Annotated in this window: 9 protein-coding genes; 4 read left to right on the forward strand and 5 right to left on the reverse strand. The window is 62.5% G+C overall.

Translation table 11 applies throughout. The annotated features are described in order from the left end of the window. Positions 1 to 30: 30 nt before the first annotated feature. Both WD012_RS07770 and WD012_RS07775 read right to left on the reverse strand, forming a co-directional pair. Complete coding sequence (locus WD012_RS07770) at positions 31 to 723, reverse strand: response regulator transcription factor (protein ID WP_339563175.1); 693 nt, start codon at positions 721 to 723, stop codon at positions 31 to 33. A 142-nt stretch (positions 724 to 865) separates the two neighbouring features. Further along, complete coding sequence (locus tag WD012_RS07775) at positions 866 to 3,565, reverse strand: UvrD-helicase domain-containing protein (RefSeq protein ID WP_422614383.1); 2,700 nt, start codon at positions 3,563 to 3,565, stop codon at positions 866 to 868. 235 nt (positions 3,566 to 3,800) lie between these two features. Between WD012_RS07775 and WD012_RS07780 the strand changes: the two genes are divergently transcribed. From WD012_RS07780 to WD012_RS07795, 4 genes are all read left to right on the forward strand, one after another. Continuing rightward, complete coding sequence (locus tag WD012_RS07780) at positions 3,801 to 4,385, forward strand: xanthine phosphoribosyltransferase (protein ID WP_339563177.1); 585 nt, start codon at positions 3,801 to 3,803, stop codon at positions 4,383 to 4,385. Positions 4,386 to 4,449: 64 nt separating this feature from the next. Next, positions 4,450 to 5,976: a nucleobase:cation symporter-2 family protein gene (locus WD012_RS07785; protein WP_339563178.1), complete on the forward strand. Its 1,527-nt coding sequence runs from the start codon at positions 4,450 to 4,452 to the stop codon at positions 5,974 to 5,976. Between the two features lie 70 nt (positions 5,977 to 6,046). Next, a complete protein-coding gene (locus WD012_RS07790) occupies positions 6,047 to 8,146 on the forward strand; it encodes a cation:proton antiporter (protein WP_339563179.1) in 2,100 nt (699 codons plus the stop codon). 73 nt (positions 8,147 to 8,219) lie between these two features. Continuing rightward, complete coding sequence (locus WD012_RS07795; protein WP_422614384.1) at positions 8,220 to 9,743, forward strand: ATP-binding protein; 1,524 nt, start codon at positions 8,220 to 8,222, stop codon at positions 9,741 to 9,743. A 424-nt stretch (positions 9,744 to 10,167) separates the two neighbouring features. On the opposite strand, the gene WD012_RS07800 is transcribed toward WD012_RS07795, so the two are convergent. The 3 genes from WD012_RS07800 to WD012_RS07810 form a co-directional block, all read right to left on the reverse strand. Further along, the gene (locus tag WD012_RS07800) at positions 10,168 to 12,573 is read right to left on the reverse strand and encodes a DEAD/DEAH box helicase (RefSeq protein WP_339563181.1); all 2,406 of its coding nucleotides are present in this window, start codon (positions 12,571 to 12,573) and stop codon (positions 10,168 to 10,170) included. A 101-nt stretch (positions 12,574 to 12,674) separates the two neighbouring features. Next, complete coding sequence (locus WD012_RS07805) at positions 12,675 to 14,084, reverse strand: ATP-binding protein (RefSeq protein ID WP_339563182.1); 1,410 nt, start codon at positions 14,082 to 14,084, stop codon at positions 12,675 to 12,677. Between the two features lie 35 nt (positions 14,085 to 14,119). Beyond that, on the reverse strand, positions 14,120 to 16,690 hold the full coding sequence (locus tag WD012_RS07810; RefSeq protein WP_339563183.1) for a TerB N-terminal domain-containing protein: 2,571 nt from the start codon (positions 16,688 to 16,690) through the stop codon (positions 14,120 to 14,122). Positions 16,691 to 16,753 lie beyond the last annotated feature (63 nt).

A 16,753-nucleotide genomic window follows, 5' to 3' on the forward strand; every position in this document is an offset into this window, starting at 1 on the left:
GCCCACGGCATCGATATCGGTGCCGTCATGTCATTCGGGAGTGCCGATACGGTACCCGCGGCCACGCACGGTGTCGATCATGTCTCGGGTGGTTTTGTTGCGAATATACGAGACATACACATCGACGGTACCTGGATCGGAGCCTTGGGCGAATACTTGCGCCAACAACTCGGTGCGGGTGAACACGTGGTCCGGGTCGCGGGCGAGCGTAGCCAGGAGACGGGTCTCGGTGATTGTCAACGGTATGGTATGCCCTTGCGGGTCCTCGACATCCGATGCTTCGGGTTTCAGCAGCCAGTCCCCGATGACGACACTGCGCCCTTGTGCCGTGAATCCCCGGAGCAATGCGCGCAGACGGGCCTGGAGTTCGGCCATATGGAAGGGCTTCGCCAGATAATCGTTGGCGCCGCTGTCCAGTCCGCGTACCACGTCATCCGTGGATGACAGAGCGGTGAGCATGAGCACGGGGATGCCCAGTCCGCGCGTACGCAGCAATGTCAACAGTTCGAGCCCGTCGCCGTCGGGCAGACGCCGGTCGACAATCAGGGCATCGTATCGGTTGTCCGCAATACAGCCGCGGGCTTCACCCAAGGAGCGTGCCCATGACATGCGATAGTCCACGGCGAGCATCTCCTGCAGCATACCGCCCAGCTGCCGGTCGTCTTCCACGAGCAGGACCGACGGCAGCAGCATCCTCGCAAGGTCATCGGCCGCCAATGCCATAGTGTCCCCTCTCCGACGACAGGTGTGTTCCACCGCCAATCCTATCGTGACTGCGGTCTGAACGCTCGTTCTGGACCCGTCACGCGCCCGTACCTTAGGCCGTCACACTGCTCGTGGCGTCGCGGGGCGGATGGCGAGCGGCTCACAGCTTCTCGATCGGGGCGGCGCGCAGCATCAGCCGCTTGACACCGTCGGACCCGAAGTCCACGGTGATTACCGAGTTGCGCCCTTTGTCCTGGGTTTCCAGCACGGTACCGAGGCCATACTTGTCGTGCGTGATCTTGTCGCCTACATTGAAATCGGCGATGTTCAGGCCGTTGTCCTTGCCCACCTGCGATGCGCCGGATGCGGGGCTCTTCTTGTGCGAGACGGCTGAGGTGTGCCGGGTGGTCACTTTCCCGGAACGCCCGGAGCCGGATGACGAACCATAGCCGTACGAGCCGCGGGAACCATACGAGGAGCCCGAACGCGACCCGTAGCCGCGCGACGAGGACGAGCCGGACCGCGATCCGTAGGATGAGCCGCCATACGAAGACCCGCCGTAGGAGGAGCCGTACGTCGAGCCGCCGGAACGCCGGGACGATGAGGAACGGCCGGAACCATACGAGCCGCGCGAGCCGTATGATCCGAAGGTGGATCCGCCAAAGCTGGTCGAGCTGAAATCTTCATCATCGCCCCAGCCGCCGAACTCGTCATCGTCCAGGCCGCCGGACTTCCAGCCACCGCCCATGCGCTCGGTGCTCGCCTCACGCCGCTTCCAATCGATGAGTTCGTCAGGGATTTCGTCCAGGAACTGGCTGGGCATCATATCATCGGCACGCCCCCACTGCGAACGGACCGCGGCGCGCGTCAGGTACAGGCGCTGCTTGGCGCGGGTGATGCCCACGTAGGCGAGCCGGCGTTCCTCTGCCAGTTCGCTGGTGTCTTCGAGCGAGCGGGAATGAGGGAACGTGCCCTGTTCCATGCCGGTGAGGAACACGACCGGGTATTCGAGCCCCTTGGCGGTGTGCAGGGTCATGAGCGTGACCTTGCCACTGTCCTCGTTCTCGCCGGGCAGCTGGTCGGAATCCGCGACGAGCGCGGTGGTTTCGAGGAAGCTTTCGAGGGTCGCGTCGGGCGTATTCTGCTCAAATTCGGCTGCAACCGATTGCAACTGCGAGAGGTTCTCCACACGGGAGGCGTCCTGCGGGTCTTCGGAGCGTTGCAGTTCCTCGAGCAGACCGGACTTGTCAAGCACTTCGGCGACGATGTCCGACGGCTGGTTCGCATGGTCGCGCGCGAAGGCGGCGAGATGCTGCATGGTGTCGCGGAATGCGCCGAGCGATTTCGCGGTGCGCGTGGGCAGCCCCTCGATCTGTTCCATATTGGCTATGCCTTGCCAGAACGGCGCCGCATGGGCGTCGGCATAAGCGGCGACCATCGCTTCGGCACGCGCACCGAGACCACGCTTGGGCACGTTGAGAATACGTCGCATATTCACGCTGTCGGCCGGGTTGACGATCGCCTGAAGATAAGCGATGGCGTCCTTGATTTCCTTGCGCTCATAGAACTTGGTGCCGCCGATGAGCTGGTACGGGATGCCCGCGTTGATCAAGGCCTCTTCAAGGGAACGCGATTGGGCGTTCGCCCGGTACATGATGGAAACATCGGAGTACTTGTAGCCGTCTTCGGCGACCAGACGGGCGATTTCGGTGGCGATCCACAAGGCTTCCTGCTGCGCGTTGTCCGCCGCGTAGCCTGTAATCGGTGCGCCCTTGCCGGCTGCGGTCCACAGCTTCTTGGGTTTGCGCCCTTCGTTGTGGGAGATGACCGCGTTGGCCGCGTCGAGAATCGTCTGCGTCGAACGGTAGTTCTGCTCGAGCATGATGGTATTCGCGTCCAGGAAATCCTTCTCGAAATCCTGGATATTGCTGATATCCGCGCCGCGGAACGCGTAAATCGACTGGTCAGAATCGCCGACGACCGTCACCCACGCCGGACCTACCCTGCCGGCGCCGATCACCGAGGAGTCCGGCTGCTCATGGGCGTCGATGCCCGCAAGCTCGCGGATCAGCACGTATTGCGCGTGGTTGGTGTCCTGGTATTCGTCGACGAGAATATACCGGAACTTATGCCGGTAGTAATCGGCGACATCCGGCTGGGTGCGCAGCAGTTCGACGGTACGCATGATCAGGTCATCGAAATCGACGGCATTCGCCGCGGCGAGACGATGCTGGTATTCCGCGTAGACCACGGCATACATCTGCTCCTCATTGCCGTATCGGCCCAACTGGTAGCCGCGCTGGCCGGGACGGTAATCCGGGGCGAACTGCTTGAGCTGACCCTGCCACGTTTGCAGATTGTTCTTGTAATCCGAGATCCTGGCGAGCATCGCACGCGGGGTATAGCGTTTGATATCGATGTTCAGGTCGGTGGCGATGAGCTTGACCAGCCGCTGGCAGTCCTGGGTGTCGTAGATGGAGAAACCGGAGTTCAAGCCGATGGCCTGCCCGTCACGGCGAAGGATACGCACGCATGCCGAATGGAAGGTGGACACCCACATACGCTGGGCGACCGGGCCGATGAGCGTGGTCAGACGCTCGCGCATTTCTGCGGCAGCCTTGTTGGTGAAGGTGATGGCGAGGATCTGGCTCGCCCAGGCGTTGAACTGGGTGAGGATCCACGCGATACGACGGGTGAGCACACGCGTCTTGCCGGAACCGGCGCCCGCGCCAATCAGCAGTGCCGGACCCTGATACTGGACCGCCTGCGCCTGCTGCGGATTGAGGCCGCCGAGCAGCTCCTGCGCGCTGCGAGCGAGAACTGGGGAATCATTGTCGAACACTGTCACCCTCCGAATCATGCCATCGCCGACTGTACGGCGCCCATAATTTCTACCACAGCCACAGGTCAGCACGACGCGCGCCTACTGCCGGGCGGATGTGCGGCGCTCGCGGTATGCTCTCTCCATTACACCCGTCCCGGCCAGGCTCGTCGCGTATGTCGTCATGCGCCCCCGAACCGTATGAAATACAGTGCCGCGAGGGTGGCCAGACAAGCCGGGGCCAAGGCTCCACAAGAGAACACGAGGCAGGTCAATGAAAGAACTCGAAGAGCGCATCCGTCGTGACGGTATCGTCAAGCCGGGAAATGTCCTCAAAGTGGACGCGTTTCTGAACCATCAATGCGATGTCAAGCTGTTCGACCAGATGGGCCGGGAATGGGCGCGGCTGTTCGCCGGCAAGCAGGTCGACAAGATCCTGACCATCGAGGCTTCAGGCATCGGCATCGCCTGTGTCGCGGCCCGGCATTTCGGCGACGTGCCGGTCGTGTTCGCCAAGAAAGCGCAGTCCATCAATCTTGACGGCGACCAGTATGTCACGAAGGTGTACTCGTTCACCAAGCAGCGCGAGTTCCCGGTCATCGTGTCCAAGCGCTTCCTGAACCCCGGCGAGCATGTGCTGCTCATCGATGATTTCCTCGCCAACGGCAAGGCGATGGAGGGGCTGATCGAGCTGTGCCACGAAGCCGGCGTGGTGGTCGAAGGCATCGGCATCGCCATCGAGAAGGGCTTCCAGGACGGCGGTGCGAAGCTGCGCGAGGCAGGCTATGACCTGCAATCGTTGGCGATCGTGGACTCCATGGACCCCGACACCGGCGAGATCGCATTCCGCGAAGCCTGACGGGTTGCGCACGGCAAATACACGAACAACACAGAAGAGACCAGGAAAGACAGGCAGGAGACATATGGGCAACCCCATCGAAACGCCGTCGGAAGACGACAAGACGGCAGCCGACGAGAACATGACGACGACGGCTACGACGACAACTCAGGACAACGCGACGCAAGGCAAACCTGTACAAGGCAACACCGTGCAAGACACTGCCACGAAGGAGAACACGCCGGACACCACGGCCGCCGCCGCATCAATCGACACGGCGAAAGCGGCGACATCCAACCCGCTGACCGAATTGGATGGCAAGATTTCCTTCTGGAAAGGTATCCCCTTCGGCCTGCAGCACGTGATGGCGATGTTCGTGGCGAATCTTGCCCCGATCTTCCTTGTGACAGCGGCCGCGAAGATGAGCCCGGAACAGTCCGCGATGATCATCCAGAACGGTCTGCTGGTCGCCGGCCTGGGCACCTGCCTCCAGCTGTACCCGCTGTGGCGTATCGGCAGCCGCCTGCCCATGGTCACCGGTATTTCCTTCACTTACGTGGCGGCCGCCATCGCCGTGGTCAGCGACAAAGGGTATGGCGCGGTTGTCGGCGCGGTGATGGTCGGCGGTCTGCTTGAACTTGTACTCGGCCTGACCGCACGGTTCTGGCGCCGTTTCGTCCCGCCGATCGTGTCGGCAATCGTGGTCACCTCGATCGGTTTCTCACTGCTCAGCGTCGGCGCGACATCATTCGGCGGCGGCTCAGGAGCCAAGGATTTCAGCAGCTGGCAGAACCTGACCCTCGGTCTGGTCTCTCTGGTCGCCTGCCTGGCGTTCCAGCTGCTGATGAAAGGCACCGCCAAGCAGCTGTCGGTGCTCTTCGGCCTCGTGGTGGGCTACGTGGTGGCCTTGTTCATGGGCAAAGTCGATTTCTCCGGGTTCCAGAACCTGGCGGTGCTCAGCGCGCCGCATGTCATGCCGTTCAAGGTGCAGTTCGACGCGGGTGCGATCATCTCCTTCGCCCTGTTGTACGTGGTTTCCTCGGTTGAAGTGCTCGGCGACACCGCCGCGTTGGCGAAGGTCGGTCTCAACCGTGCGCCTTCTGAGCGTGAAACCGCCGGTGCAATCGCCGGTGACGGCCTGATTTCCAGCGTTTCCGGCCTGTTCGGCTGCCTGCCGTTGACATCGTTTGCACAGAATATCGGGCTCGTGGCGATGACCAAGGTCGTCAACCGCAAGGTGATTCTCTCCGGCGGCCTGATTCTGGTGCTCGCAAGCTTCGTCCCTGGCATCGCTGCAGTGTTCAACTCGCTGCCGCAAGCAGTGCTGGGCGGCTGCACCATCATGATGTTCGGCACAATCGTGCTCTCAGGCTTCCAGATGATCGCCGAAGCAGGTTTCACACAGCGCAATATCGCCATCGCGGCGCTCAGCCTGACCATCGGTATCGGCTTCACGCAGGTGCAGGGCATCTTCTCCCAGTTCCCCGCACTGTTCCAGTCGATTTTCGCGAGCAACTGCATCGCGCTGGCCTTCGTGGTCGCGGTCATTCTTAACGCGGTACTGCCCAGCGAAGAGCATTTCCTCACGTCGAACGGCAATACCGAGAAGTGACACAGCGCGGCTCATGTGGCCGATAGCTGAGCGAAGACTCAGATAACACCCGAATGAGGGCAGGTGGACGATGGAACTGCTGATTACCACGTTGCTGCTGATTGCCGCAGTGCTGGTGAGTGCCGTGCTGGACCAGATCATGACGCGCCTGTCACTGCCGCTCGTGCAGATGATCATGGGCGTGGTCATTATGCTGGTGGCTCCGACCGCGCTCGACACGCACCTGGATGCCGAACTGTTCCTGGTGTTGTTCATCGCGCCCCTGCTGTTCGATGAATCCCGGCATATCGACCGCAGAGCCTTAATGCGCAATCTCGGCGGGATCCTGTCGCTGGCAATCGGTCTGGTCATCGCGATCACGCTCGGCGTGGGGTTCGCCTTGCATCTGGTGGAGCCGAGCATCCCGCTTGCCGCCGCCTTCGCTTTGGGCGCGACTTTGGGGCCGACCGATGCCGCAGCGGTCGCTTCGCTCTCCGGGAGCGTGGCGCTGGATGAACGCCAGCGCGCGACACTTTCCGGGGAGGCGCTGTTCAATGATGCGTCCGGTGTGGTGTCGTTCCAGTTCGCGGTCGCCGCGGCGACAACGGGGGCGTTCTCGCTGTCGCAGGCGACCGGAACTTTCGCCATCTCCTTCGCCGGTGGTCTTGCATTGGGTGCCGTCGCCGGTCTGCTTGCCGCGCTTATCGGCGACGGTGTGCGCGCCATCGGTCTTGACGGTACCACGTTCCATGTGGTCTACGAGCTGATCATCCCCTTCGCGGTCTTCCTCGGCGCCGAAGCGCTGCATGTCAGCGGCATTCTCGCGGTGGTCGCGGCGGGCCTGGTGTTCACGCTGCTCCCCCACCGCCGTTCCACCGCCCGCGCCAAACTCGAAGTGGTGTCCTCCGGCATCTGGCAAACGCTGTCATTCATCCTCAACGGCGTGGTGTTCCTCATTCTGGGCATGCAGCTGCCCGCGGCGCTGCTGCCGTCGTGGAACGGATCGGTCGCCACCGGGCAGCTGCTGTTGCTGACCGCCGTGGCGACCATCGTCACTCTCGGCATTCGATGGGTCTGGCTCATGGCGATGGACCTGCTGCGCAATCGGCATGCCACGCGCCACGACTGGCGTTGCATGGCCCGGGACGCCGCGATTATGACACTGGGCGGCCCGAAAGGCGCAGTCACCTTGTCCATCGCGATGACCATTCCGGCCACGCTCTCCAACGGTTCAGCGTTCCCGCATCGCGATGACCTGCTGTTCATCGCATCCGGTGTCATTGTAATCACCCTGCTGTTGGCGAACTTCGTCATGCCGCTGCTCGCTCCGCAGACCGAGCATAAGGATGATCGCGCACTCTTGGAAGCGCGGCGTGCAATCGCCGAACATGTGGTGGAAGGGCTTACCGGCCGGCTGTCAAGCGAGCATACCAGGGAGGGAGCGTTCGCCACCGCGTTCGTGCTGCGCGGATACCAGGCGCAGGTGTGCGAGCTTGATGACGAGCTTGACCCCGTCACCTCATACGCGGTACGGGTGCTCATTGACGAGATCGGCACGCTGCAGGAACAGTATCTTGACGACATCGCCGCACAGGGCGGATACGATGAGGCGACCGTCGACCTGTGCCGTCAGGCGTTGCAACGGGCGGCACAGATGATGCATGGGGCCCGCCGTGACGGCAAGCCGGTCAGGCATATCCTGTCCGCCATCGGGCACCGATTCGCCGTTCGCGGCATGCACCGTCCGTCCGACCGGCATCTTGGCAGCCCAGCGGACCAGCGGCAGTTCATCGCGCTGGTCACCGCGATCCAGCAGCGTACCGACACGTATCTTCGTGATATCGCCGAGTCGCCGGAACCATTGACCGACGACCAGCGTGTGCGGGCGAAAGCGGCTCGACGGCTGACGCAACGAGGCACTCCCCTCGCCCATGCCAACCGTGCGCTCAACCCCGCCCCAGACGGCCATATGACAGATGGCACGGCTATACGCCCGGGTAAACCCGCACCGCGCATGACCGCCGGATGCCGCGAACTCATCCAGGACGCCCAGGCACAGGCGCACACACTGGAGTTGGAAGCGATCGCCGCGCTACGCGACAACGGTTCACTCACCCACGACCAGGCATCCCGCTTGCGCCACGACGTGGTCATCATGCAAATGGCCGATTCCGCGGGCGAAGGCGACTGAACGGCTTATCGGTCTCGTATCCTCACTGCCGTGTTGCATACCGGTCACCTTGCATTCTTCTTTCTGTGAGATAATGTGCGGTGACGGGGTACACCCGGCGGCGAAGGGAAGCCTTATGGACCGTTACACGAGCACGATGACCGAGCTCATCGGTCTGATGCGCATCATCGGCAATGACACCCAGCAGTGCGAGGTCAAGGAATGCAAGCGCAAGATGTCCTCGACCATCACCGAGACGCTGTCCGCGTTCTCCAACGGCTCCGGCGGCTGGATTATTCTCGGCTTGTCGGAGAAGAACGGGTTCACACCGGTCGAGGGGTTCAACGCGCGCGCCATGCAGGAGGCGCTCAGCCAGGCGTGCGAGCGGCTTACTCCCGTGGTGCGCCCGGTGATTGTCACCTGCCCGTTCGAGGGAACCAACCTGGTGTTCGCGCGGGTCGACGAGATGCAGCCGCGACTCAAACCGTGTTTCATCACCGCGCTCGGCCCGCATGACGGGTCGTTTATCCGTACGGGCGACGGGGACCGGCACATGACCGCATATGAGGTCGATCGGCTTATCGAGGAGCACAACCAGCCCACGTATGATCTCGATCTTGTTCCACGAGCGACTATCGATGACCTTGATCCGGCCCTGGTCCAAGCGGTAACCGGCAATGCGCGCGAACGGCACCCGCATGTGTTCGCCGGACGCAGCGACGAACAGGTGCTGTGCGATCTGCAAGTGTTACGCCATGACGACAGTGATACCTCCCAAGTCGGCGGCATGTTACGCCCCACACTCGCCGGTCTGCTCGCGCTCGGCAGGTACCCGCAGAAATACTATCCGCGGCTCGGCGTGTCCGTCGCGGTATTCCCCGGCACCAACGCCGATGACGTCTTCCGCGGTGACGAATCGTTGATTGCGACACAGCATGTGGTCGGGTCCATTCCGGTGATGATCGAGGACACCACGGAATCGCTGATGCGCTGGATCGGCGCACGCAAACCCGAATACCCGCCGGACGCCCTGCGCGAGGCGATTGCGAACGCACTCATCCACCGCGACTACTCCCCCGACGCGCAGGGCACGCCCGTGCATGTCAACGTGTTCACCGACCGCATCACCATCACGAATCCCGGCGGATTGTACGGCACTGTCACGCAGGAGGTACTTTCCAAACGTCCCCAGGACGACGGGCCGACGATGACATCCACGCGTAACCAGTTCCTGTTCACGCTGCTCGAACTCACACCGTCACCGCGCGGCGGCATGGTCGTGGCCTCCGAAGGCGACGGGTTCCGGCAGATCTTCTCCCAGCTGCGAGAGGCGGGTATCGAACCGGCGGCGGCACGCAACGAGCATGGCATGTTCACGATGACGTTCACGAAACGCAAACTCCACACCGTCGACTCGCCATCCGAGGTTTCCCGGGCGATTCTGGACCTGTTGGAACGCCATTCGGCGATGAGCGCGAAGGAGATCATCCGCGAGCTGCATCTGACGCCGCTTGCCGTGGCATCCGGGCTGCGCGAGCTCGTGCGCGCCGGGGAGGTCGCTCAGGCGCATCCGGCGGCCGAGGACGGGACCAAACGCTACCGGCTGCGCGGGCGGTGAAGCGGCATTGCCGCACTGATTCCCTTTCCGGTCGTTTCGAGATCCCAACGGGTTCCATACCTGGACAGTCACGCATGGACGTGCTTAGTGCGGAAAAGTAACCATGGCCAAGCATCACAAGAGGAAGACAAGCAGCACGGCGTATTGTTGGAATCATGCGGATTGTGAGATGCGCCGCACGCACTGCGCACGTATGTTCGAGGCCTTGGCGCCCGCACTGCGGAATTCCGTCAAGAATTCTCACGGTATGGAAAAGATACCGTTTTCTGGTGGTATCAGTGGGGTATGGCATAGGAGTATCAACCGCGATATTCCGCCATTTGTATCCCACCCGTACCGATGCATGTCGCGTGATGGACACGATGCCCCTCCACCGCTGCGGTATTGATCGACGATATCGATGCCACGGAACAGTCATCGGGGGTTACCGGATGAACCGCTCCCACTGACGTACGCGCGCCCGCATGCCGTCGAGGTCGAGCACGCCGCATGCGAAGCCCTTGCGCACCAGCTGCGGCGGCAGGAAGCGGTCGTACTTGTTGAAATCCGGGATCTCATCGGGGTGCATGAGCGTCAGCGGATCGGCAAGTTCGCGGGCGGCCTGTATAACCGCCGCGTAGAACGCCTGCGCGTCGGCGTCCATGGTGAAGGTCATGTAGTAGGGCGAGCACGCCTCCAGGCCCTTGAGCCCAAGCCCCGGCGCGCACCGCAGAAGCAACAGGCGTTTGAGCGCGAGGAACGCGTACGTGCCGAGCCAGGGGAACAATGCCCACATGTTGCCGCCCAGATGACGCAACGGTTGGTCGGCGAGCCCCATGGCCGCCGCATCGACGCGTGCCTGCTGCAGCCGGGCCGCGGCGTTGCGCATGAGATACGGGTAGGTGGTCTCCGGCGGTTCCAGAAGCACCTGTCGCATGCGTTCGAGGATCACCGTGTTGATGTCCCCGGGCACGTCGCCGAAATAGGCGGGCACTTTGCCTTTGACCATGGTGCAGTAGACGATATGCCGTTTGCGGTCCACCTCGTCGACCACCCACACATGGCCGGCGATGGCGATTTTCTCGCCGGCGGGAGGCGGGGCCACGAGCGTGCCGATCTCCTGCGATTCGCTGCGCACACTGTACTCCTCGTTCTCCTGGAATACCGCGTAGAACTTGAAGTTGCTGGTGATGCGCTCCCCCGCCACGCCGACAATCAGGCCGCCGCGTTCGGTGGTTTCTATATGGTCGATGCCGATCAGGTGACGTAAGAGGATCCGGTAGTCGTCCTGCGTGACACGTTTGAACACGGCGAGCGAAAGCACCTGGGATGCCAGTTGCGCAGGCGTCATCTCGCCTCCTGACGCGAGCGTGCTCATGGTCTGGTGGTACAGGAGACTGTAGGGCAGGCCGTCAAGCCGGGGCGGCTCCACCCAGCGGCGTTCCACATACAGTTGGATGAGCGCAATGCCCTGGATGAGTTTCCACGGGATGATATCCGGTGCCATCTCGCGCGATTGTGGCGGATCCTCACGCATGACGAACCACATTTCCTGCGGCTGGTCGCGTCTGCCGGTGCGTCCCATGCGTTGGAGGAACGAGGAGACGGTGAACGGCGCGTCGATCTGGAACGCGCGTTCGAGCCGCCCGATGTCGATGCCCAGTTCGAGGGTCGCCGTCGTGACGGTGGTCATGCAGCTGTTCTCGTCCTTCATCTCCTCTTCGGCGCTCTGCCTGATGGGCGCCGAGAGGTTGCCGTGGTGGATGAGAAAACGATCCGCCTCATGCCGTACCTCGCAGTACTGGCGCAAGGTGGTGGTCACAGCTTCGGCTTCCTCGCGGGAATTGCAGAATACGAGGCATTTGCGGCCGCGCGTGTGTTCGAAGATGTAGCCGATGCCTGGGTCAGCGGCCTGCGGGGCGGTGTCGGAGGCGGGTTCGGATTGGGCGAGCGTGCCGGTGAGCCGCTTATTCCGCCGTTCGTACGGGGATTCAAGCGAGGATTCAAGTTGGGATTCGCCGGCAAGCGTCGCTTCCGCCTGTTCCAACAGTGGTCGGGTTTCGCCGTCAACCGCATGCGGGTTTCGTGCGAATGCTGGCATGCGTAGCCCCCGTTGCGAGGCTTGCAGGCCGCTATTGAAGAAATGTTCCATGGACAGCCGCCAGGTCTGGCCACTGGCACCGATATTCGGCACGACCGTGCCCTTGCCGGTTCCGGCGCTCAAGAATTGCGCTGCCTGCTTCGGGTCGCCGATGGTGGCGGACAGCCCGATGCGGCGCGGGTTGACGCCGGCCATGCGGGACAGCCGTTCGATCAGGCACAGGGTCTGGCCGCCACGATCGCCGCGCATCAACGCGTGCAGTTCGTCAATCACGATGAAACGCAGGTCGCCGAACAGCGCGGGAATGGCCGCATGCCGGTGCAAGAGCATCGCCTCAAGCGATTCGGGCGTAATCTGCAAAATCCCCGAGGGGTGTTTCATGAGCTTGCGCTTGCGGGATTGCGAGACGTCACCATGCCAATGCCATACGGGTATGTCGCCTTGCGCGCACACTTCATTGAGCCTGTCGAATTGGTCGTTGATCAGAGCTTTGAGCGGGGCTATATACAACGCGCCGACTGATACCGGCGGGTCTTCGGCCATCAGAGTGAGGATCGGGTAGAACGCGGCTTCCGTCTTTCCGGATGCGGTCGAGGCGCTGAGCAGCACGTTCTGGTTGGTGCCGAAAATCGCTTCACCTGCGGCGACCTGCACGCCGCGCAGGCTTTGCCATCCGTGCTCGTAAATCGTGTCCTGGATGAACGGCGCGTACCGGTTGAACACATCCATGCGCGGCTCTCCTTTGCTCATTGCCTCATTGCCTTATCGCCTCATCGCCTTACCGACGACAACCTACTGTATATCTGTACTCCATATCAGTTACACACTCGTCTTGCCAAGGTGCGAGAAGCTCAGATCGTGAACTGGGCGTACTGCCCGCCCGCCTGAGGGCTCATCCCGTCTGACGGGTCGCCCTGCGCGTAGGAGAATTCGTTGGATGCTAGCAAATCGGCGGGTTTCTTGTCGGGATGCTGGTAGAGGATGTCCAACAGCTCGATGAAATCACGGATCACCTCGCGCGGCGTAATATGCGAATCCGCCCCAACCCGCTCATATTCCACGCGGATGAACATCGCGAGGTCCTCGTCGCCCAATACCGGCTCATACCCGTACAGCCGGGCGTGGATGTCGGCGAGTTTGCCCGCGAGCACGAGCATCTCCTCTGGGCCCAGCGGGTCGAGGTGAATGACCGGGGCCAGCAGGTCGCGCGACCCTTCCTTGGAGAACCGCCCGTCGGCGAGCCGGCTGCGCAACGCCTCATAGCTGTAAATGCCGCGATGCCTGTCCTCAACGCATTGCGGGGTGCCGCACATGATAATGCCCAAGTGATGCGCTTTGCCCTGCATGGTGTCGTTGTACATGGTGAGCATTTTCTCGTAGTTGTTCTGCCGACTGATGGCGTTCGGGATTTTGTAGATGTTGACCAGTTCATCGATCATGACAATCAGCCCGTGATAGCCGGCCTTGACGAGGAAATCGGCGAATAGCTTGAGATAGTCATACCAGTTGTCGTCGCCGATGATGACGCCGACGCCAAGCTCGCCACGCGCCTCGGTCTTGGTGGCGTATTCGCCGCGGAACCATTTGAGCACGCGCCCCACGGTCTCGTCATCGCCTTGCTGGCTGGCATGGTAGTACATGGTCAGCAGGCGCGCGAAATCGAAGCCGTGGACCATATCCTGCATGGATGCGATGGTTTCTGCGATGGTCTGGTCCACGCGGGCCGCGAATTCGGGGTCGTCAGGGCCGGGCATAGCACCGGTTTCGCCGGCGAGCGCCGTGGCCGTGTCTGTTTGTACGGTGGCGATCCACCGGTCGAGGATAAGCGGGAGCGTTCCGCCTTCCGGCCGTGTTTTGGTGGACATGTTGCGCATGAGTTCGCGGTAGGTGGCAAGGCCTTGCCCTTTGGTGCCTTGCAGGCGGCGCTCCGGGGAGAGGTCGGCGTCGACGACGACGAAACCGCGGTCCATGACGTGGGTGCGGACGGCTTGCAGGAGGAAGCTTTTGCCGCTGCCGTAGCGGCCTTCGATGAAGCGGAATGCTGCTCCCCCGCCTTCGATGATGTCGACGTCGTGGAGGATGGCTTCGATTTCGCGGCGGCGGCCGACGGTGATGTAGGGCAGGCCGATGCGGGGTACGACGCCGCCTTTGAGGGAGTTGATGATGACGCCGGCGATGCGTTTGGGGACTTGTCGGCGTGGCGTAGTCTGCCCTGCTCCCGTGCTGCCAGGGGTGTTGGCAGCCGATTCTGTATGGTCCATGTGTGCGTCCTTCACGTTGGTATGGTGGCGTGCGGCTAGCGTGCCAGCCATTGCCGCAGGTCGTCTTCGTAGTCTTCGATGATAACGGGCCGGTCGCCGTCGAATTCGATGACGGTGTCGCCGATCTCGTCCATCATGCGTTCGTTAATCCGGTCTACCAGCATACTCAGGCTTTCGTGCCGGCGACGCAGCTCGTCCTCGTATGGTTCGCCGTTGAGCAGTGAGCGAACAAGGAAGCGTTCGGGATCGTCGGTTCCGGGGTGTGCTGCGGATTGCTCTTCGGGTTTCGCGGTGGGGTGCGCTGCGGGTGTGGGAGTCGTCGCAGGTGCGGCCTGTGGAGTGGATGGCAGTGTCGGCAGTGTCGGCGGATTGGCTGGCTGCGCTTCCTGCTGCTCGGTGGGCTGTGCCGAAGACTTATGTACCGCAGGTGCTTGTACCGCAGTCGGTTGCGATGCGGCTGGCTCGCCGATGGTCTCCGCCGTGCCTTCGGCCTGCGTGTCTTCGTCGACGATGAGCGCGTCCCGTGTGAGGTCGGCGTCGTGGCGGATGCCGGCGAGCGCCTGCATGTCGATGGTGATATGCGGTCGGGCGGCTTCTTCGCGTTCATGTTCGATGGTCTCGATTGTCCGGGCGATGACCGGTGTCAGGCTTGCGGCGAGGCTGGACGGCGCGGGCGCTTTCATGGGGTGGCCGAAGTGGTGGTGCAAGCGCAGTTGCCTGTCGATTTCGCGGGTGATGTCGCCGAGCGTGCGGTTCGTAGAGCCGTTCACGTTGTAGGCGTGCAGATGCCAGCCACCGCCAGGGGTCCACTGGTAGAAACGGATGGGGTCGAGGGTCACGGTTTGCGGTTCGTGTCGGGTCAGGCGCATAAGCCCATAGTCGGGCTGCGGCTGGTAGCGTTGCGTGTCGAGGTAGATGGCGTCCCAGAACAGGGATGTTGGAGCTTGTGGCAGCGGGCCAAAGCAGGTTTCGGCGAGACTGCCGGCGTGGGCGGCTTTGAGGTGCTCGTCGATGGCGGCGCAGATGCGTCGTAGGGAGTAGCGCACGATGTCGGCGTGGCGTTTGACGAATGCCGAGGTGTCCAGGTGGTATCCGGACAGGTGCATAGCCGCGTTGAGGTAGTCGTCGTCGCTGGCGGACTCGGGGTGCGTGACGGTGTCGATCATCTCGTCGTAGGCGATGACCGGGAAGGTGTCCGCGCTGATGTATTCGGTGAGGTTGCGGTCGATGAGGTAGTCGCGAATCCACATGTCGATGGTTTCCGCGTAGCGTCGGTCCTGCCAGGCGTAGCTGTGTGCGATGCGGGCGAGTTGGCTCAAGCCTTGGTCGGCGTCGGGTTCGATGCCGCAGATGATTTCGTAAGCGCGGACTTTGGAGAACGCTATGCACGTGTCGTACCAGTCGCGTTCGCGCGGCGAGGGGCCGGCGTCGCCGTCGATTCTGGACCGGTCAGGGTGGTCTGCCTGGTCGGTGCGGTCGAGAAACCGGGTGCGCCAGGCGAAATATCCGCGTAGCTGGTGGTTGTCCATATCCCGGTAGGTGGGGTGCTGCCAGCGGAAGATGCCATGCCAGTCGTAGTCGTCGCGGTAGTCGGCGACGGATGCGCCTTGCAGGTAGAAGTCGAGGGCCCGGCCGAGTGTCACGTCGCGGAAGGTGTAGTGGGCGCGGATGGCTCGCATGTGGCGCAGGCGTGCGGGCAGGATGCTTTGCCGCGGGTTGCTTTGCCGGGAGTTTGGTTGCCGTGTGTCCGCCGGGCGAGTCGGGCGCAGTGGGCGCACTGAGCGAGACGGGCGCGCGGCGAGGTCTGATTCCTCAGGCATGATGATGGGCTGGTCGCGGTATGGGCGCGGTATGGCTCGCCCTGCGGGCTGGTTCGGATGCGCTGGTTGGGCTGACGCGGGCTGGGTTGCTTCGGATGTTATGGAGTCGTTGCGCCCGTACACCGTTCCGGTATCTGTGGGATCGGGATACGGTTCGTGGCCGCCGGGCTGTCTAATCGGACGACGGCGAGTGCCGGCAGACAGGCTACCGGCATCCTCGACATGCCCGAAAACGCCGGATACAACGGTCCTGTCCGATGCGGAAGCGCCCGATGCGGCGGGTTTTTCGGGGATGGGCGTGTCCGTGTACACCGTGTCTTGTATTCGCACCTGTCTCGAGGCGGTATCATCCGTCGAGACGGGTTGCTGCGATGAATCTTCCAGCGCCGCTATAGGGTTCGTTTTCGTGTCGTGCGCCGAGGATCGCGTTGCTTGCGCGTCGACATCTTCTGCGGGCAGGGATGCCATCGCATAGGATGACGTCAGATAGTCAGACATGGTTGGCAGATCAACCGTCCCATCAAGTTTGATGAACATCCACGTGTCATGATCGGCTTTGATGGTCGGCCCGAACCCAGGACGGGCGAGCAACGACGCGATATGCGTTGGATCGCAGCGGACGACGAGATCATGCCCGCCGATCAGCATGGCGTATCTCCTGCCGGTCGCCGGGTGGTCGAAAACCAGACTACCCGGCACACGCCCGCCCGGGCGGGGTTCAGTATGCAGCCGCTGTACCGCAAACCGCGCAATCTCCTGCGCGAAATCCCGTGTTCCTCCCGTCATAGCCATACCGCCGAGTCTAGCGTGGACGCCTCACCGTGTGAGACGGATGTTGTCGCAACCGCA

The sequence above is a fragment of the Bifidobacterium thermophilum genome, from assembly GCF_037482445.1.
In the GTDB taxonomy this organism is placed as follows: Bacteria; Actinomycetota; Actinomycetes; order Actinomycetales; family Bifidobacteriaceae; genus Bifidobacterium; species Bifidobacterium thermophilum_B.

What these genes read in the sequence shown, in the direction of transcription:
- WD012_RS07805 (WP_339563182.1), bottom strand. Translation starts at nt 14,084, where the DNA reads ATGGACCATACAGAATCGGCTGCCAACACCCCTGGCAGCACGGGAGCA.
- WD012_RS07785 (WP_339563178.1), top strand. Translation starts at nt 4,450, where the DNA reads ATGGGCAACCCCATCGAAACGCCGTCGGAAGACGACAAGACGGCAGCC.
- WD012_RS07795 (WP_422614384.1), top strand. Translation starts at nt 8,220, where the DNA reads ATGTGCGGTGACGGGGTACACCCGGCGGCGAAGGGAAGCCTTATGGAC.
- WD012_RS07775 (WP_422614383.1), bottom strand. Translation starts at nt 3,565, where the DNA reads ATGATTCGGAGGGTGACAGTGTTCGACAATGATTCCCCAGTTCTCGCT.
- WD012_RS07800 (WP_339563181.1), bottom strand. Translation starts at nt 12,573, where the DNA reads ATGAGCAAAGGAGAGCCGCGCATGGATGTGTTCAACCGGTACGCGCCG.
- WD012_RS07790 (WP_339563179.1), top strand. Translation starts at nt 6,047, where the DNA reads ATGGAACTGCTGATTACCACGTTGCTGCTGATTGCCGCAGTGCTGGTG.
- WD012_RS07780 (WP_339563177.1), top strand. Translation starts at nt 3,801, where the DNA reads ATGAAAGAACTCGAAGAGCGCATCCGTCGTGACGGTATCGTCAAGCCG.
- WD012_RS07810 (WP_339563183.1), bottom strand. Translation starts at nt 16,690, where the DNA reads ATGACGGGAGGAACACGGGATTTCGCGCAGGAGATTGCGCGGTTTGCG.
- WD012_RS07770 (WP_339563175.1), bottom strand. Translation starts at nt 723, where the DNA reads ATGGCATTGGCGGCCGATGACCTTGCGAGGATGCTGCTGCCGTCGGTC.